The sequence below is a fragment of the Chryseosolibacter indicum genome (genome assembly GCF_018598585.1).
GTDB classification, from domain to species: domain Bacteria; phylum Bacteroidota; class Bacteroidia; order Cytophagales; family Cyclobacteriaceae; genus Chryseosolibacter; species Chryseosolibacter indicus.
The window spans coordinates 40,837-60,415 of record NZ_JAHESD010000022.1; the positions used below are offsets into that span (position 1 = coordinate 40,837).

The window sequence follows — 19,579 nt, forward strand, 5'->3', positions numbered from 1 at the left end:
GAACTTCCTATAAATAAAAAAGCCTTTGCTTGCGCAAAGGCCTAAAGCACAAAAGAAAAGACCCTCTCTGAAAAACTTTTGTGATTCTTTGTGTAAGAACGTACTTTTTACGTTTTCGGTGTTTGCTTGTCTGCGTTATCACAATTTAAGTCGACGGACGACCCTTTTTTGTCTACGCTGTAAAATTGAAGTCATATTCTCCCCAGTTCTTCTATACAATATCGGCAATTATCTAGAACAATGTTAAAAAAACGCCTTTCACTGAATATCTTTAGTATACGTTCTAATTCCTTTTGATTTTTTAATGACGTCTAGACAGAACCATACACGTAGAAACATTGAAATCGGTTTACATATCCTAATCTGGGTGCTGATATTTAATATCCCCCTACTCTCGGGAAACCACAACCTGCCTATCACTTTTGATTCCTACATTCGAAGCCTGATTCTACCATTTTTCTTTGGAATAGTATTCTATACCAATTATCTCTTTCTAATTCCCAGATTGTTACTTCCCAAAAAGCTCGTCGTGTTCTTCGTAGCAAATATTGTTTTATATAGTACCAGCGGAGCTGTAATGGAGTTTACGCGGACCTTCTTCCATTCCAGGTCATCAACAAATTTAAGTATACCACATATGCGTGATGCACATGGCAACATTGTAAAACCGCTACATCACCTAGGACCGCCTGCATCCGATATGATTATGCGAGCCCTTATTGCTTTTACAATGACAACCGGAATTGCTGTAGCCATACGTACTACAAAACAATGGTTTATTTCTGAAGATGTTCGCAAGGATCTGGAGCGGGAACACCTTAAATCAGAATTAGCTAATCTGAAGAACCAGCTTAACCCCCACTTCTTTTTTAACACCTTAAATAATATTTATGGTCTTATAATTCAGAACCAGGAAAAAGCACAGGAAGCGGTACTGCAACTCAGCAAGCTCATGCGCTATTTAATCTATGACAGCAATGAAAAATATGTGTCTCTTACCAAAGAAATTGAGTTTATGCACCATTACATAGACCTGATGAAATTGCGCGTAACAAATAATGTTAAAGTTACTTACGCCTTTCCTAAAGAAACTTCCGGTTATACAATTGCACCATTGCTTTTTATCTCACTGATTGAAAACAGTTTTAAACATGGTATAAGTGCCGATAAGCCCTCTGAAATTCATATGGATTTAAAAATAACAACGGAAAAGGAAGTTGTATTCTCCATCAAAAACACATCCTTTCCCAAGAAGGATAACGACAGAAGCGGATCAGGAATAGGGTTAGAGAATCTTAAAAAGCGATTAAACTTGTTGTATGCAAATAAACACTCAATTGATGTTACGTCTGATGCAGATTATTACTCAACCATACTTACAGTAAAACTATGATTAACTGTATTATAGTAGACGATGAACCACTTGCCCTGGATATAATAGAGAGCTATATTCGGAAAACACCATTTCTTAACCTCGTTGCCAGGTGTAGTGGTGTGGCTGAAGCAATGAAGCAAATGGAGCGTAACGATGTTCAGCTTCTTTTTCTAGACATCCAGATGCCTGACGTTACTGGATTAGATTTCTCTCAAACATTAAGCAGTAGAATAAAAGTAGTTTTTACAACTGCGTTTGAACAGTATGCGTTGGAGGGGTTTAAGGTTAATGCATTAGGGTATCTATTGAAACCATTCAGTTATAAAGAATTCCTGGAGGTGGCGAACAGAGCCAAAGAGTGGTTTGATCTTGTAAGTAAATCCAACTTTCAGGAAGGAATTAAAGAAGACAGCCTTTTCGTAAAATCAGAATACAAAATAATAAAGATTGCATTTGATGAAATTAATTACATAGAAGGGTTGAAAGACTACGTAAAATTTCACCTCGTAGGGAAAGAAAGACCCATACTTTCACTCATGAGCCTTAAAGTACTTGAAGAGAACCTCCCACAGAAGAAATTTATGAGGGTTCACCGGTCTTTTATTGTAAACCTTGACAAAATAGAAACCATACAAAGAAATGAAATCATCTTCGGAAGGGTGACCATACCCGTTGCAGAGAAATACAAAGAGCAATTTCAGGAATATGTAAAGAGTAAGTCCTTCGAATAGTTCTGTCCGTACTTTTCTGCATAACTCCTGGTATTATTGAGCACTGAAAACTTTTTTCATTAAAGCAGAAGTGCGCGCACCGGGATTTTCACGGATATTCTTTTCTTCCTGGGCTATCATAAAGAATAATCCTTCTATGGCTTTATTGGTAGCGTATTCATCCAGGTTCGGATTTGCTTTCTCAACGAGTGGTATCTTGTTGTAGGTATTTACAAGATCTGCATAATATTTGGTTGCGCTCACCTTCGCCAGTGACGCCTTTACTACCGGTAAAAATTTTTCTTTTAACTCAGGAGACGTGGTCCTGGTTAAATATACTGTTGCAGCATTATCCTCACCCTTTAAGATGTTCCATGCGTCTTCAATGGTCATCTGTTTAATAGCGGCAATAAATATCGGCTTTGCTTCTTTTGCCGCGTCTTCAGCTGCTCGGTTTAACGACACGATAAACTTATCTACTTCACCTCCCATTCCCATTTCCCGTAATCTTGATTCAACCCGTTTTGCTTCAGCAGGAAAAGGTATTTTTATCGATGGATTCTTTAAATAACCATCAGTCTTTGAAACAAGATCGGCTCCTTTAGAAACACCCTGCGTGAGCGCTTCTTTTAATCCATTTCCAACTTCTTCACTGCTTAATTTTTCGCCTTTAACAGCATTCTTAATTTTATTGAGGTTTAATTGTGCTGTAGCAGAAAGCGAAAAGAGTAAGCAAAGAGAAAAAACGACGTACTTCATTCTAGTTTAAATATTTAGCAATATAACGTGGAAATCAGACAAAGCTTATACATAGAAATGTGTTTTTTCTGTCTATATCTATGCTACTAAGCGCAATAGCCCTTACTTGTACGAAGTAAGGGGTTATTACATGTTTATAGATTTTCTTATCTGGATTGAATATACTTCGATATTATGTCGCTATCATGATCAGTAAAATCTACAATTGCATATCTTGTCATGTTTGTTATGTTCATCTCATCAAGCACGTCTACTATATTTTCATATTTTGAGTCATCGCCAGGCTTTATCAGAACCATTAAATTCTCATTGGCACTTCGCTGTTCGAGAAGTACTTTTCGTACTCCGTTTTTGGAGAAGTTAGTTTCCGCTACCGGAGCGTCAATGCCCATCCACCAATAAACCTTATTGTTTTCAGAGAGTGCGAGATTTAAAATGTTGCGTTCATTTATTGGCTCTGGATCTCCCTTATCGGGCATGGTTAATTGCAATATGTTGGGCTTATTAAAGGTAGACGTAAGTATAAAAAATGTTAACAACAGGAACGCCAAGTCCACCATTGGTGTCATATCAATGCGGGTGGATTTTTTCTTCACCCTTACTTTACCCCCAGCAATCTTTTGCTCTTTATTTTGATTTATTTCTGCCATGGTTTTTAATGTTTTGATATAATGATGCTTCAATGCATTTTTTCCATATCAGAAACAACAAATTATTTTTGGACATCGTATATAGCGATGCACGTTCAGCAGAACTATCCCATGGTGGCTTAATTTTATGCACCAGGTCGATAACCAATCCTAACTGATGGTTTAGTTTAGGAATTCGAGCAATGCTTCATTATACGATTCAGGTTTTTCGATCATCGGATAATGGCCACATTCATCAATAAACTTAATAGTGCCATATCGAAGGAGGTCATGAAAATGAAGAGCTACTTCCGGCGGAGTAATTTTATCCTGAAGCCCCCAAATCATAAGCACTGGTCTACTTACCCTAAATAAGAATTTCGATACAAGACTCTTTTTAGATGAGCTTGCAAAAGCAGAAATATGTAAATTCTTAGATGATGCATTAACAGTGTTGTAAACCTTGTTAATCATGGTAGTACCCACTATATCCCTTTTATAGAAGGCATCTTTTACCTGATCTTCAACAGAATCATAATCTATTTGATCGGCTTTGTTAATAGGTGGAATGTTTTCAAATAAACCAGAGCATCCTGAAATGATTACCTTCTTTACGTTTTCAGGATAATGATAAGCATAATCCAAGGCCAGTTGACCGCCGATATCTGTCCCCACCAGAATAATATTATTAAGGTTGTGCCATAGCAAAAATTCGTGGAATACTTCAACGAGATAATCTACATTAGCTCTGTGAATTGGTACTTCAAAAAGAGGAAGTCGCGGCACAACAACGCGGTATCTATGCTTTAAGGTATTAATTGTTGTACGCCACATGGCGATGTTACCAAACAAGCCATGCAACAAAATAACAGGTTGCCCCTCACCTGTATCAATATAAGACTGACTAAATAAAGGTTCTTTAAAAATGTTCATTTTTGAAGGAGGATTAAAAAGGAGGAACCCACGCAGATGAGTTCCTTTACCCTTAAACTAAACACCAGATGAAATCTATAAGCATGGCTATTCCGTGGAATAGTCATTTATTCTTAGGATAATACTAAACAATGTATTCTACTTTATGACCTGGTGGATGGGCCTGCCTCTTAAACAAATTAGAGGGCTTTATATAGCGCCGCGAGTTCTTCTTTATGTCTTGCTTCTATCTCACGAATTTGTGTTAGCGCTTTTTTAAAGCGGATTTCTTCTGACAGCCTTGCTGAAACAAATGTCAACAGTTCTTTAAGTCCGTCTTCAAGTGACTCATCAAAATCAACCAGAAAACTTCTTTCAGCAACATTATATGAGAACTGATAGTCCTTAGATCGGCTAAATTCAAGCAAGCCCTTAACCATGACGAAGTGATTGATAAATTCGTCTTTTAAAGTAAGAGACAAGCGTGTACGCTTGCCATAGGTAAAAGATGATATTATTCTAAATGACGAGTTATTGCCAACGAGACGAGTTGATATTTGAGCATCGTTAGTAGGGATGCTTGTTGGAAACTCTTCTTTGATTATATGTAAATACGATTCTGTTACCAGAACAGGTTTTGTCTGTGCCATAATGTTATTTTAAAATGTTATTTAATTGTTTTGTTAATGATGAGGATCAACAACAACACCAACAATAAGGCCGGTAAAACAGAAAAGATAACGATGTGTCTTTCATACTTATTAATTTATATTCCCTAATTTATTAGGCAGAAATTAGCACCTTATCATTTTGACAGGTTGCAATAGGATCATAAAGTCTGCTCTCTCCCCTATTCTTTATAAACTATAAGACAAACATAACCAATAATCTATTAGTTTACTAGATATTAGAAATTTTATTTTATTTAGACGATAAATGTTCGAAATACGGTGCCAGGACGCCTTTTTTAGGATAAAGATTGAAGTTTATCCAAATAGAAAGTAAGCTACTACCAGGGTGATGATGATGTTAAAGAGCTGCGCTAACAGGAAAGCAAACAACGGCTTTGTTCCTTGTTTACTAGTTAGATCAGAAAATCTTGTTTCTAACCCAATGCTCGTGAAAGCGAGTACAAACCAAATCGTTTGAATACTCTTTAAACTATCTTTTACCTGGCTTATACTATCCTGACTTAAGAAGAAAGAAAATAGCAAAGATGCTGCAAGGAAACCAATGACGAATTTGGGGAATCTATCCCAGATTACAGCCAATGTAGGTTTGGATTCAGCTGCAGCTTCGGATTTTTCTTTGGTATATGTCCAATATATACTGATCGCGAACGCTGCTAGACCGAGAAGTACGTTTTGAGAAAACTTAACAATCGTACTTATCTTCAATGCTGTCTCTCCTACTAGCGTACCCGATGCTACTACAGCACCCGTTGTATCTATGCTGCCTCCAAGCCATGCGCCGGTAACTTCTTCTGAAAAGCCAAAGTACTTCGCTATGTATGGCATAAAAACCATCATGGGAATTGCTGTTATCAATACAAGGGAGATTACATACGACAATTTTTTGTTATCTCCTTTTATCGCTCCGGCTGTAGCTATAGCTGCAGAGACACCACATATTGATACTGCACTTGATAACATCATACTGAGTTCATCATCCAGTTTAAGCTTTTTACACAACCAAAAAGCAAAGTACCATACAGACAGTACTACCAGCAAAGCCTGTATTAACCCAAGTGAACCAGCCTTTAAAATATCACCGAAAATAACGCTTGTCCCTAACAACACCAGACCAATCTTCACGAACAATTCTGCCGATAATACGGAACGAAACCAATCAGGCAGGTTAAAAAGATTTCCCACAATTAACCCAAAGGACAAACTGAAAATAACAGCTTCGAGATTTAGTAATTTCACCTCACTATTACCTGCTACAATTTGGGCTACAAGTGTGATGATAAAGACAACGGGAAATACGATCAGGAAATGTTTGATCTTCTTGGCCGTGAAATATGCTGCAAGTATCCCGATGCAGTATGTTGATATAAATTGAATTACTATGGAAGATAAATTGCCTGCACTAAATACCTTTTCAAAAAGATCGTGTCCGTTTTTCCATCCATATGCAGGAACAGGTGAAACGAATACAAATAAAGAAACGAAAATGATCACGAAACTTAACAATACAATAGCCCAATCTTCTGATAACACGAATGATCTTTTTTCTGCTGACACTTCAATTGCTTTTTCCATGCGTTGAAAATACTAATTACTTTTTAGATTCTGCGTTTAAATACACGTCACCATTTTTCTGAACAACCCATTTTGTTATTGGGTTGAAGTGATAGCCACTCTTACCTCCTCTGGCATTTAGTAAATCTTTATAGAAGGGTTGAATATAACCGGTTTCATCTATTGCCCGGCTCATTATTTCAGTTGTTTGTCCATTCCAATTCCAAAGAAAGCGAAAACCGGTATGTGCCTTATCGAGAACAGGAGTTTGTAGGAGAGCCGCCTGCCAGGTTTTACCTGCATTTGTACTAATCTCTACTTTAACAACTTTCCCTCTGCCGCTCCATGCAATTCCCCGGATCTCAATCCATCCTTTCTCGACCATGGCAGGATATGCAGGGTATGTAATTATCGAGCGAGCATCCATTACAAAACTGAATTGCCGAATCTTGCCTCCCTTGACGGGTTCAGTATATTTTGAGGTTTCTTCCCGTGTCATAAAAGGCTTATCAGAAACTTCAATCCTGCGTATCCATTTCACACAGGTGTTCCCCTCCCAACCCGGGAGAACGAGCCTTGCAGGATAACCTTGTTCCGGACGTATTGCCTCACCGTTTTGTGCATACGCAACCATTGTGTCGTCCCATCCCTTTTGAATTGGAATGCTGCGTGTCATCACCGCTGCATCTGCTCCCTCGGCAAGAAACCATGTAGCCTTCGGATCTATTCCTACTTCACGGAATAATGTTGACAACATCACGCCTGTCCATTCACTTTGGCTCGTAAGCCCACATATTTCCTGTGGCGATAGTGTATGTTTGCTTCCACGATAATTCCCAGAGCATTCGAGAAACATTGTCCTTGACATGGACGGAAATCTTTTCAAATCCTTTAACCTGAAAATCATCGGTTTCCTTACCATGCCATGGATAAGCAACTCATATTTTTCTGGATCAATTAATGGCACACCTCCATGATGACGTTCATAGTGAAGATCAGATGGCGTAATTGTGCCAAAAAGATCTTGAAGCGGTGTTCGTGATGAAGTATCAGAAGGAAGCTTACCTAGCTTTTCAAAAGGAGAACGTGTACCTATAATACCTGGGGGCGGGCCTTGTTTTTTTGTCGGATCACCAAGCTCCTGTTGGGTAACAACCTTCTGCATGGCTTTTCCAAATGTAGTTTGCACCACTGCAATCGCGGCAGCGGCGGCTCCTCCAAGTAACGTTCTACGTCTTATTTTAATTGAATTTGAATCCAATATCTTGCCTTGATTATTCATCTTACTTCAGGCCCTCCTCTTCTGTCATCATCAACAAAAAGCTTTCTGGCTGGCATCTCAACTTTTGCGAGATTGCTTTTATCAATAACCACTGTTGAATCAATAATATTATTTTTGTAAAGCAAGAATGCTGTTAAACTGTAAACCTCATCAGGTGATAGTGTACCTGGAGAATTGTAAGGCATAGCCCTGTTTATATAATCATACAATGTTGTTGCATAAGGCCAGTAATTTCCAATTGCCTTTTCTTTTGTTGACAAACTATCGCTTTCGTTAAAGTGTGCTACCAGTTTATTGTATGGTCCCTCCGTTCCATTCATACCATGACACAATGCACACTTAGCCACGTAGATCTCTCTTCCTCTTAACACATCTCCAGATCCTTGAGGCAGACCTCGCCCATCCATATCAATGTCCCTATTGAGTGAATCTATTTCAGGCGTTTGAGCAAGCCTTCCATATCCAAATGATTTGGGCCATCCTGCAGAATCATATGAACTTAAACCCTGCGTATCTTTAGTTGTGCACTGATTAAACAGAAAAACTAAACTCAGTAAATAGGAAACAGAAATTATTTTTAGAAACACGATTAATGTGTTAGATCCTTTCCTTATCGTCTTTTCATTAATTAAGTGCATTAATATTTACCAGCTACAAGATCACTTTTAGAAAGGATGTATTGTCGGTCAACTTTATCCAATACGACATATAATGAATCCTGATCTTCATTCAATCCTTGGAGGATTACTCTTTGTCCATCATCCGTCTGATACTGCAACACCATACGGTTACGCTTATCCAGTTTTTTACCTGCTTCTGCAAACTCACGATTTCTTCTTGTTGATGACGCGCGGGGATCAATGAAATTAACCTCTTCCCCTATATTTGACCACGCTTTTTTGCTAATCCAGGTATCGCTGTAAATTCCACCTTTTCTGTTTTCAGGAATTTCAACTCGTTTTTCAGCAGGAGATCCATTCCCTGGTCCATCTCCCCCGGCTCCTGCTACTACGTTTCTTCTATCCGGCAGTGCTTTATATTTATCCTGCAGGTATAACATGTTCTCTACTGTATCAGCATAATAATGAAACACACGTCTACCGCCAGCAATACCTGTGAGTTCAAAAGTTCTATTGATATCGCGCTGTGGATCTCCCCCTCCATTTGAAAGATCCAATGGAGTAGGTCTGTTCACTTTAAATGTTAATGTTGTCCAATTCTCGAACGTGGCCTCCTGCCATCGTGTGGTGTCTAATGGAGAGTAAGGGATTTCCTTTCCATTCACTTTAAACTCTGTAACGTTATAATAACCTCTTAACGCTGTTACACCTTTAGTAGATGGCTGTTTATATGGGTCGTATAAAAAGTTTATCCATTGGAGGTAAAAGAAAAGTACCAGGAAGATTGCGATAGTTGCAACTTTTAAACTTACCCTAACGCCTTGTTGCCACGCCTTCGAGAACGATGGATAGAAACTAACAACTTTTGCAGGCTGTTCAAGGATCAAAAGATTATACAATGCAGGCACATAATGAACGATTAAGAACGCTGATAGAAGAACAAAGTATGAGCTATATACATGCACTCCTCCATCATAAGCAAAATTGACATAAACAATATCACCTAGCGCTCCGAACAACAAAGCCGCGCCTAACAAAGTAGTCTTTCTAAAAAATAATAATGTTCCTGCTCCTATTTCTACTACACCTGCAAACACCTGATACCATGGGACAATACCTATTGATAACCAATATATTTTTTGCGCTGTAAAATCACCAAAGTCAGTATTCAAGAGACCATATGAAGGATAAGGCATTTGTACTGGGAATAGTTTTGTAAAACCAAATCCTATAATTCCTATTGCGGCGCGGTAGCGCACAATAGCCCTTAACCAATAATATAGAACATTGTATTCCGTTGGCTGAGGATTTCTTCTTTGGTCAATGAAAGTCCATAGCAAGCCACCAACAGTACTAAAGATTAAGGTAATGATCCAATTGGCATATCCCAGCAATGTGTTCCCAAAGATGGAGTTGCCGAAGAAGTTTAACCCTGATCCAAACCTTGCAATGTCATACAAATCGCGGTAGTGAAGGTTTGTCCAATCGATATTAATGACATGCTTATACCACTCAAAATTATTGGGAATACAAATGCTAATAAAAAATATGAATGAGATACGAAAAGCAATAAGCTGCCACTGCTTCCACTTATGAGCGGGATTCGAATGTGCTGCCTCTTGTATTACAGCCTGAGTTCCATCTAATGCATTGTATTCAGCATTCTCTTTGGATATATTAACATTATTTAATTCCATAATGAGCAAATAAGTTTAAATCAAATGTTGATGATGTAACGATTACGACGTTTACACTCAAAGCTTGAGGCCTCTTCTTCTTCCTTGTTTAGCGGCCTCTTCTAACAAGTATTTTTTGTTAATCCGTTCAAGAACCACGTAAACAGAATCATTATTAGGATTTGTACCTGACAAAACAATCTGCTCATCTGTAGTACGATCATATTTTAATGTCCATTGATCTTTTGGATAATTTCCGTTTCTGTTTACAAGCTTTAATATTTGATTTGCAGAGTCTATATTATAATTATAATAATGCCTTCCTGTTATACCGGCAAACTCATAGTTCCTCTCTGTATCTTTTGTAAAAATCTCTTCTGTAGTGGCAGTAACAAGATTTACAGCCTGATTAGATCTTATGCTTAACGTGGCCCATTCTTCAAATACGACGTCCTTCCATCGAATGGGATCGTTAGCGGCATAGGGCAATGTTTTGCCATTATATACAAACTCCTTTACATTATAAATGCCACGTGCATTTACCAAGCCTTTGCTATTAGGATACTGGTAACCCTTTTCCTGTTGGTAGGTTGAATATGTTTTATAGCCGTAGAAGAAAACAAAAATGAAAACAAAAGAGCTCTTCGCAATAATCCTACCGTTGCTAATCCAGTCCTCTTTAAAATCGGGTTTAAAGCGTGAAGGCAGCGTACTCTTCTCGAAGGAAGTTAATGATATTAATCTTGGAATATCATAAGCAAATAGAAACAGTGCAAATGACACCAAGAGTAAGCTGTAAACATATTCTCCTCCTTCGTAAGCGAGATTAGACATCACTACGTTTCCTGTAAAAGGAAGGATAATGAATGCGCCAACAGAGGCTGTTTTCCGATATAATAGCAGAAGTGCTGCTGATATTTCAATTAGTCCCAGGAAGGATTCATAATTTGGTACAATACCTGTGCTCATGGAAAATACCTTCCAGTGAGAGATATCGCCGTAGTTGGTATTGAGATTACTCAGCGAAGGCTCAGGCATCTGCATTGGAAAGAATTTAATAAATCCATAAGCAAGTAACGCAACGGCTAGCCGATAGCGAAGAACAACCCTCAACCAATAGTATAAATTATTGTACTCTTTATTCTTCCTCTCGACAATGCCCCAAGCAATAGTGCCTATTATTGCTATTACAGCAATAACGAGCCAATCTTGCAATACAGGAACATCTGAGAAAAATCTCGGCGTATATCGTGCAGCATAAAAGATATTACTGAAGTGTAATGGCGACCAGTCAAGAGCCAGCAGGTCGCTGTAATACTTCCAATCCAGAGGAACCACCTGCAGAAGGAAGTAAATAAAAAAGAATCTGAAAGCTACTTTCTCATAAGCAGTCCAAGCTGGAGTAACGGGAACGTTATCCTTTTTATCCTTCAACTCATGCCCACCGTTAACTATACTTTTTTCTTTCCGGGCTACAGGTGTTTCTATAAGTTCCATAAAAGATAATTTATTTTTTAAACTAGTAACCATCGTTTTGAGGCACCAAATCACCATCGGTTAACACTTGGTCAGCTGGAATAGGAAATACAAGCCTGAAAGGTTCGGTTACATTTAAAACTTCATCTGCTCTTCCCGTCCGGACCAAATCGAACCACCGATGGGGTTCAAGTGCAAATTCAACTCTTCGCTCGTTTTCAATTGTCAGTAAGATTTCTTCTTTTGATGATGCAGTAATTGCCAGCAAGCCAGCACGATCACGTACTGCGTTCAGATCATTCAACGCATCATTTAATTGATCTTGTTGAGCCCGTGCTTCAGCTCTTATTAAGTACAACTCTGCTATTCGTATTATATAAGATGGATCAGATGCAGGAGTTCTGTAGTACAGATTGCCGTACCATCTGTTTTGATTGTCTTTTGCAACCAGCGTACTTCTTGTTCCTCCAATGGTAGGGTCGTTTAAAAGTTTTACCAAAGCATCATTTGGTGCCCATTGTCTTGTACCTCCGTTTGACTGAGGTTGCCACTGATTTCTATGCGCATTTACTTCTGTTGTTCCGTTATAAAACAATTCAAATATGGATTCATCTGTTCCTCGCGCATTGGAAGCAAAGAATGCGTTAAATGGTTTTAAAAGTTTGTACCGTACATCTGCAATAATCTTCGTTGCATATTCATCCGCTTTTACATAATTATTCTGATACAAATAGTACCTGGCCTTCAATGCCCAAACGGTCTTCTTCGTAGCCCGGTACCTGTCTATTGTTTCCGGTAGTAAGGGTTCGGCAGCATCAAGATCTTTTAATGCCTGTGCGTACGTATCAGAAACTGAAGTTTTAGCAACATTGGCATTATCGCCAGCTGCTTTAGTTGGAGAAGTAACGATGGGAACTCCACCCCAGGTTCTGGCAAGGTCGAAATATGCCAATCCCCTTATAAAATAAGCTTCACCTAAAATCTGGCTTCTAAGAGACTCCGAGAGCGTAGCATCTTTTATTTCAAGAACAGCCGCCAGTATATTATTAGCCCTGTTGATTGTACGATAGATCGCATTCCATGCAGAACTGATAGTGGCATTGTCAGCATTCACCTTGCGATTAATAAACTCCTGTACTTGAGATTGAGAGCCGGTCCATTGAATATTATCACCGGACAAATAGCCAATAGATTGAAACGATGTTCCATAATACCCAGCATCACCAAGTGCATTGTAGAGACCGCGAAGGGCCGACTCTGCCGATGATTTATCTAGGATTACGGTCTCACTTGTCGCCAGTGCGTCCTTTGGCTTTACATCAAGGAACTCGTCGCAGGATGAAAGTACTGTGAGTGCTACAAGGGAGAATGTTACGTATATATTAAAATTGCTGTTACGCATATGCCAACTTTATAATGAGAGGTTAATACCAAATTGGATACTTCGGGGTTGAGGTGGAGTTCCAAGGTCAATCCCTTGTTCGTTCTGACTACTACTAGAAGCTGATTCGGGATCAAGACCAGTGTAGTTTGTGAACAGCAGAAGATTACTTCCTGCTACATAAAATCTAAGTGATGAAAGATTAAGGCGTTGAGCTACATTGGAAGGCACCGTATAACCTAATGTTAAAGAACGAAGCCTAAGGAAAGAGCCATCTTCAAGCCATCGACTTCCACCATCTTTGTAATTATTTCTGTTTACATCATCAGGTCTTGGAACATCCGTAATGTCACCCGGCTTTTGCCAACGATTTATGTTATGTTTAAAGATAACGCGAGCGGCATCGCGCGCTCCTCCGCCTTCTCCAAAGAACCTATTGTGATTATATATTTGGTTGCCATATTGAAAGGCAAAGAATACTGAAAGATCAAATCCTTTATAGTTTAAATTGTTTGTAATACCGCCGAAGAAGTCGGGCCAGATGCTTCCATAGATTTGACGATCTTCTGTTGTGATTTTACCATCTTTTACAACTTCATCGTAAATTACATTTCCAGTTTGAGGATCAACCCCATGTTCTTTATACACCCAGAAAGAATACAACGGATGCCCCTCCTGCTGAAGAATCAAATCACGGCTTCCATATTTTAACGGGTTCTCAAGTTTCTCGATGTTATTTACGTTTCTTGAAATGTTAAAACTTGTTGTCCATGAAAAGTCTCGTTTGGATATGTTCTGAGATGTGATTGCAAATTCAAATCCTTTATTACTAATCTCTGCGCCATTTTTCCAATAACTTGAAAAGCCTGTTTTTGCAGGTAATGCAACAAGCAGCAAACCATTGGTGGTATATTTATTGTACACGTTGAATTCAAACGAGATTCTGTCAGCAAGCAAACCAACATCTACACCTACATTAAACTGTCGTGTGGTCTCCCATTTAAGATCAGCATTTGAAAGTTGTTGAGGTGAAAGTCCTGGATTATTCTGATAAGAGGCACTTCCTGACCAAAGTTCTTGTGCCGCGAAGTTGCCAATACCATTCTGATTTCCAATTACGCCAAAACTTGTACGAAGTTTAAGATCACTGATGACATTAACGTCCTTTAGGAAATTTTCCTGTTTAACACGCCATGCAGCACCAACAGAAGGGAAGTAACCCCATTTATTATCGGCACCGAAACGTGACGAGCCATCGGCGCGTAGACTTACATCTATGAGATAACGACTATTAAATCCATAATTAATTTTTGCAAAGAATGATGCAAGATTGCTCTTTGTCCAACTCTGTGTACTTGCTGTGGTAGCCGCCGCAGATATTGTTTTCAGATCGTTACTCGCAAATCCGCGACCTTCTGCGTATGTCCGCGTAAGAACATCACTTTGAAGGGTATTACCTACCAGTGCACCAAACGAATGTTTCCCAATCTCTTTCTTATAGGATAACGTCTGTTCATTTAATAACGACGTAAATTGACTAACACTTGAAGTAGCTAAACCGCCTTGTGCTCCAAGTAGCGTAAAAGTATTCCAGTATTCAGATTCGTCGTAGTTATTGTAGTCGACTCCAAAACTTGAACGAAATGTTAAGCCAGGGATAAGTTCTGCTTCTCCGTATATATTTCCGATATAACGTAAGCTTACTGATCCGATATCATAGTTTTGCATTAACAGGGTAACATTATCAAACCCAGCTCTGCCAACTAAAACGCCACTTTCATTATAAGGAGACAGATAGGTAGGTGTATGTAGTGCAGCCTGCAGAATTCCTCCCTGAGGTCCGTCTCCGGCTCTGCCCTGGTTTCTATCTGAACGAGTTAGTACGTTACTAACTCCAATCTGTAGTTTATCTGTTACTTTCTGATCGAGATTAACTTTAAAACTGGCACGGGAGAAATCAATAGGACGCAATATTGACTCCTGTTTATTATATCCCGCTCCTATGTAATACTTGGTATTAGTTGTACCGCCCGTCAACGATATATCATAATTCTGAAGTACAGCAGTTCGAAATACTTCACTAAGCCTGTCGTAAGTTTGCTGTTCTTCAGGAAGCCCCCTTCCTCCTTCTGACACTGGCCGAAAAGGTCTGTTGGCGAAAGTACGGTTTAGCTTAGGATCATCAATACCAGAATTAATCCACCACTCATTTACTAATTGTGCGTGTTCTGGTCCCGTTGCGAGATCCCAAAGCTTTTGTGCCTTCGCCCATCCATAAGAAGCATTAAAATTTATCGTCGGCTTCTGTTCAAAATTTCCTCGTTTGGTAGTAATGATGACAACACCATTTGCACCTCGAGAGCCGTAGAGAGCTGTAGCCTCAGCATCTTTAAGCACTTCAATACTTTCTATATCTGAAGGATTTATATCAGCAATGGGTGAAGTAGATTTTCCACCAGTACTGAGTGTCTGAAGACTATTGCTGTTTATGAATACACCATCTATTACGTAAAGAGGGTCATTGTCTGCATTAATTGACGTTGCTCCTCTGATACGTACATTAACTGTTTCTCCCGGAACACTGGTATTACTTGAAATTTGTACACCGGATACCTTCCCCTGCAATTGCGCATCAAAGCTTCCTGTTGGTATCGATTTTACTTCGGCAGGATTAACTTTGACTATAGATCCTATCAGGTCCTTTCTTTCCTGGGTACCATATCCTACTACAACAATTTCGTCAAGGAGGTTATCATTTTTTAACACAACTTCCAGTGGCTCGTCAATCAATTCATAGATTTCTATCTCTTGTGATTTATAGCCGACCAGGTTAACCTGAAGAGAGAATGGGAATTCCTTTGCAGATGCAAGTACAAACTGGCCATCAATATCTGTAACTGCAAATTTTGTCGTCCCCTTTACATTTACGGTAGCCCCTGGAATAGGCACACCTGAATCGTCCTTAACAATACCCTTAACATTTTCCTGGGCCAAGGCCAAGGCGACAGTTAACTGGAAAAAGAATATACTGAGTAATTTTTTATTCATGGATGTCCTGACTTTTTTGATAATACCTGCCTTCAAATACATCAACTCAATTGAATCCACCTTTCAAAAGAGCTGATGTATCTGTCAGCAATCTCTTTATGTATAGAATAAATACTTTTATTATTTCCTGGTGAGGTGCTCAAACTTCTGCTTCTCTTCGGAGAAACGTTTGAGATCAGGTTTCAAAAAACCAAATTCATTAAGATCGTCTTGTCCGTTATAAATTACCCAAAGCAAAAATTTAAGAGCATCTGCATTGTAGCCTCTCTTTTTTATAGAGAGATGAAAATCTGCAATTGGCACGTTTTTCACCTCTTCACTTTCCAGTTTAGCCAGTACATTATCTAGTGATGAATATATTTTTTCATCGTTTGTTATCCGGCCATTGTCGTCTAAGTCTACGGGTAAAATGGTTAGTCCATCAATAACCTGTTTTGTTTTAGTGTTATAGATTAGTCCCAGGTTATTATAGGATACTGCTGTAGAATCCTTTAGTAACGCTTTGATAAGATGTTCGTCTGCTCCGGCAATAGCGTTTCCCTTTATATTCTGTTGTTCATATCCAAAATACTTTGCGAAAGTAATTGGAGGTCCTGCTTTTTGAAGTCTTGTATAAACGGTATAAGGAACTCTAACCTGCTTTTGTTTTTCTTTGCTTGTATAGATGTCATGAAAGAAAATTTGTTTTAACAAGTCTTTATCGAGCCCCTTTTCTTCATATGTCTTTGCGAAGTGTGATTTCGAGTTTGCTATTGGCAATAACGCATATCGGCCTAAGGAAATAACTTCCCGCTCTTCCTGAATTTCCCTACTTAACTGATATGCTTCAATTAGTAAGTCATAAGAAGCAGGATCGGAAGTGGTACGCGGATTAATAATTACTTCAACAGAAGGATTTACTTCCTTATACTCATTGATCCATTTTTGTAATAATGGATAAGTAAAACGTGCCCCTGTAATAACAACTTTCTTTGTTTGACCTTCTGACTGTGCGAACGATGCGCTTGCTATCAAAAGCAGAAAGTAAACTATAAGAAATGAAATGAATGATTTCATGTATAATTAACATTTAAGATTTAAGTGAATTATTAATTGGCGGCAACAGGAATGCACCACGTCTTGTTGAAATTCCACCAAGATCAAAAAGACCGATGCATCCAGAAGCCATATGAATGACTGATGAACGTATTCATTCAGTAGTAAAAGCAAATATTACGGGTAATACAATAAGTGTATTTAATGAGAGCAACAACAACACAGTTTCATAGAGGAACTGCGCATACTTAGATTTTGATAAGTGAAATGTTGATTTTCCATCGCTTTTTAAATTTTATAGTTCCTTATTAAGGATAGGCATTAGCACCTTATATTAAACAGGTTGCTAGAAGTTCACAGAGCCTACACTCTCCCTTCTTCTGTATAAAATCAATTGGTGGATAATTGACTTATTGTGAGACAAACATAATACTAAAATCTATCAAATCAATAGACTTAATATTTTTTTTAATAAATTTGTTTCGATTATTAGAAAAAGGGATGAGGAACGACGAACAACCAAACAGAATATCGCCCGCTGTTACTGCTATTGATTTAAGTGAGAAGCGCATATCTATTAAAAGAGTAATACTAACCTTACTAACTGGTGGATTGATACTGGTTGTTGTATGGAATTATAATACAATCTCTTATTACTATAATATTGCAGAAGCGTTGGTTGGGAGTGATTTTGAATTGTTTCTCCTCGCGGGATTTATAGCACAAATGATAGACGGCGCACTGGGGATGGCTTACGGCGTTAGCGCATCAACATTTCTTTTGTCCTTTGGAGTTTCTCCGGCTGCAGCAAGTGCGAGTATTCATACTTCTGAGATATTTACCAGTGGTGTGTCTGGTCTTATGCACCTAAGGTTTCAGAATGTGAATAAAAAGCTCTTTAAAACTTTGTTATTGCCGGGCGTACTCGGCGCAGCACTTGGTGCACTTGTTCTTTCTTACCTTGAACAATACAATGATTACATTAAACCTGTTATTGCACTCTATACCTTATATCTGGGAATCGTAATTATAAGAAAGGCCCTTGGCACTCAGAAGAAGAAAATAAAGACGAGACATATTCCTAAGCTTGCCACGTTTGGTGGATTTATGGATTCAATCGGAGGTGGTGGTTGGGGGCCTATTGTTTCCTCTACACTTATTGCGGGAGGAAGACATCCACGATATACAATTGGATCCGTTAACTTAACTGAATTCTTTGTAGCCCTTGCAAGCTCGCTCACCTTCTTTTCTATCATCGGAATTAAGCATTGGAATGTAATTGCCGGACTTATATTAGGAGGTGTAATTGCTGCGCCTATTGGAGCCTATGCTTCGAAAAGAATTCCTGTAAAATTAATGATGCTTATTGTAGGGATAGTTGTAATCTTAATCAGTTTCAGGATAATCTTTAAAACCTTTTATTAAAATAAGGATGATCTGATTTCTTTGTCTCATCGTCTAATTTCCGGCTTCCATTTATCAATACCTCCCAGGATATTGAAAGTGGTATACTTCGCTACTTCCTGCCTTGTTAATTGTTTAGACCATTGAACCCTGGTACCCGGTGATGCTCCTTTACCTGTAGATTTATATTCTGCATAGAACGTTGTTTTCTCTGCATCGGGTTTATTCCAGTTGTGCCATCCCTCCTTAACAATATGCTCACCTAAATTGCAATTAATAAAAACAGTTTTAGCATAATTACGCCAAGGCCTGCCCAGATAAACTTTGGTAATGTCTGGTGCAGCGGTAAGGGTACAGTTCTTAAATACATAACCAAATTTATGGCCTTCTGCAGTGGAGGCCGCTGTTACATAGGAATTCTTCTTGCTGTGAATGTGACAATCTTCGAAGAGTGCGGTAGCTCCTCCAAAAATGAAATCTGTGGTTCCTTCTATGTAGCACTTCTTAAAGTATTGGCGGCTTCTTTCACCACCCGTGTAGATGGTATCCTGATTACCAATAAATCTGCAGTTGTAAAATACACATCTATCTGCTTCTACGTGTATGGCAACGGCCTGGCCTACTAGTCCCGCTGCGTTTTCGAACGTTATGTTTTCTGCATAAAAATCATTTCCCGTTACTTTTACAGTGTACGAGGTAAAAGTGTTAATGCCCCCTTTGCCGGAATAATCATCGAACGTTATGATTGTTGTAAGTGGGTCTTCTCCTATTAACCTGACTTTAGTGAGCCATGAAGACACTTCTATCTTTTCTTTATACGTTCCGGGTTTAATGCGAATTATGTTATACTCCTCAGGAAATGCTTTACGGGAATTAATTGCTTCCTGCAAAGAAGTAAAATCTCCAGAGCCATCATGGGCCACTGTAATTTCTTTTTTATAGGTTACCTGCGCCGGTATCGCCAATGGAAGACAAGAAACGATACAAATAATTACTACAATTGAATGTAAACGTAGCATGGATGTTTTG

General features: G+C 38.7%; 16 protein-coding genes and 2 riboswitches. Of the genes, 3 read left to right on the forward strand and 13 right to left on the reverse strand.

What is annotated here, in order from left to right; all coding sequences use genetic code 11:
• Positions 1 to 529: 529 nt before the first annotated feature.
• On the forward strand, positions 530 to 1,393 hold the full coding sequence (locus KK060_RS11490; RefSeq protein ID WP_254153876.1) for a sensor histidine kinase: 864 nt from the start codon (positions 530 to 532) through the stop codon (positions 1,391 to 1,393).
• A complete protein-coding gene (locus KK060_RS11495; protein ID WP_254153877.1) occupies positions 1,390 to 2,106 on the forward strand; it encodes a LytR/AlgR family response regulator transcription factor in 717 nt (238 codons plus the stop codon). Before KK060_RS11490 ends, KK060_RS11495 begins: the two co-directional genes overlap by 4 nt.
• Before the next feature lie 33 nt (positions 2,107 to 2,139).
• Here KK060_RS11495 and KK060_RS11500 read toward each other — a convergent pair whose 3' ends face one another.
• The 12 genes from KK060_RS11500 to KK060_RS11555 form a co-directional block, all read right to left on the reverse strand.
• Positions 2,140 to 2,844: a DUF4197 domain-containing protein gene (locus KK060_RS11500; RefSeq protein WP_254153878.1), complete on the reverse strand. Its 705-nt coding sequence runs from the start codon at positions 2,842 to 2,844 to the stop codon at positions 2,140 to 2,142.
• A 146-nt stretch (positions 2,845 to 2,990) separates the two neighbouring features.
• A complete protein-coding gene (locus KK060_RS11505) occupies positions 2,991 to 3,494 on the reverse strand; it encodes an ExbD/TolR family protein (protein ID WP_254153879.1) in 504 nt (167 codons plus the stop codon).
• A gap of 162 nt (positions 3,495 to 3,656) precedes the next feature.
• A complete protein-coding gene (locus tag KK060_RS11510; protein ID WP_254153880.1) occupies positions 3,657 to 4,406 on the reverse strand; it encodes an alpha/beta fold hydrolase in 750 nt (249 codons plus the stop codon).
• Between the two features lie 179 nt (positions 4,407 to 4,585).
• Positions 4,586 to 5,035, reverse strand: coding sequence for a hypothetical protein (locus tag KK060_RS11515; RefSeq protein ID WP_254153881.1), 450 nt, complete (start codon positions 5,033 to 5,035; stop codon positions 4,586 to 4,588).
• Positions 5,036 to 5,148: 113 nt separating this feature from the next.
• Positions 5,149 to 5,251: riboswitch (SAM riboswitch) on the reverse strand.
• Between the two features lie 120 nt (positions 5,252 to 5,371).
• On the reverse strand, positions 5,372 to 6,649 hold the full coding sequence (locus KK060_RS11520) for a YeiH family protein (RefSeq protein WP_254153882.1): 1,278 nt from the start codon (positions 6,647 to 6,649) through the stop codon (positions 5,372 to 5,374).
• Positions 6,650 to 6,665: 16 nt separating this feature from the next.
• Positions 6,666 to 7,910: a sulfite dehydrogenase gene (gene soxC / locus KK060_RS11525; RefSeq protein ID WP_254153883.1), complete on the reverse strand. Its 1,245-nt coding sequence runs from the start codon at positions 7,908 to 7,910 to the stop codon at positions 6,666 to 6,668.
• Positions 7,907 to 8,548, reverse strand: coding sequence for a c-type cytochrome (locus tag KK060_RS11530; protein ID WP_254153884.1), 642 nt, complete (start codon positions 8,546 to 8,548; stop codon positions 7,907 to 7,909). The genes soxC and KK060_RS11530 overlap by 4 nt, the downstream gene beginning before the upstream one ends.
• Positions 8,548 to 10,227 carry a hypothetical protein gene (locus KK060_RS11535; RefSeq protein WP_254153885.1) on the reverse strand — a complete coding sequence of 560 codons (1,680 nt, stop codon included), beginning with the start codon at positions 10,225 to 10,227 and terminating at the stop codon, positions 8,548 to 8,550. The genes KK060_RS11530 and KK060_RS11535 overlap by 1 nt, the downstream gene beginning before the upstream one ends.
• Positions 10,228 to 10,284: 57 nt before the next feature.
• Complete coding sequence (locus KK060_RS11540; protein ID WP_254153886.1) at positions 10,285 to 11,703, reverse strand: DoxX family protein; 1,419 nt, start codon at positions 11,701 to 11,703, stop codon at positions 10,285 to 10,287.
• Positions 11,704 to 11,725: 22 nt separating this feature from the next.
• Positions 11,726 to 13,084 (reverse strand): RagB/SusD family nutrient uptake outer membrane protein, encoded by a 1,359-nt coding sequence (locus KK060_RS11545; RefSeq protein WP_254153887.1) that lies wholly within the window; start codon positions 13,082 to 13,084, stop codon positions 11,726 to 11,728.
• Positions 13,085 to 13,093: 9 nt separating this feature from the next.
• The gene (locus KK060_RS11550; protein WP_254153888.1) at positions 13,094 to 16,111 is read right to left on the reverse strand and encodes a SusC/RagA family TonB-linked outer membrane protein; all 3,018 of its coding nucleotides are present in this window, start codon (positions 16,109 to 16,111) and stop codon (positions 13,094 to 13,096) included.
• Between the two features lie 120 nt (positions 16,112 to 16,231).
• Positions 16,232 to 17,167, reverse strand: a complete 936-nt coding sequence (locus KK060_RS11555; RefSeq protein ID WP_254153889.1) for a type 2 periplasmic-binding domain-containing protein — start codon at positions 17,165 to 17,167, stop codon at positions 16,232 to 16,234.
• A gap of 271 nt (positions 17,168 to 17,438) precedes the next feature.
• A riboswitch (SAM riboswitch) is annotated at positions 17,439 to 17,537 on the reverse strand.
• A gap of 110 nt (positions 17,538 to 17,647) precedes the next feature.
• Here KK060_RS11555 and KK060_RS11560 point away from each other — a divergent pair.
• Positions 17,648 to 18,571, forward strand: coding sequence for a sulfite exporter TauE/SafE family protein (locus KK060_RS11560; RefSeq protein WP_254153890.1), 924 nt, complete (start codon positions 17,648 to 17,650; stop codon positions 18,569 to 18,571).
• Between the two features lie 26 nt (positions 18,572 to 18,597).
• On the opposite strand, the gene KK060_RS11565 is transcribed toward KK060_RS11560, so the two are convergent.
• The gene (locus KK060_RS11565; RefSeq protein WP_254153891.1) at positions 18,598 to 19,569 is read right to left on the reverse strand and encodes a pectinesterase family protein; all 972 of its coding nucleotides are present in this window, start codon (positions 19,567 to 19,569) and stop codon (positions 18,598 to 18,600) included.
• Between the last annotated feature and the right edge of the window lie 10 nt (positions 19,570 to 19,579).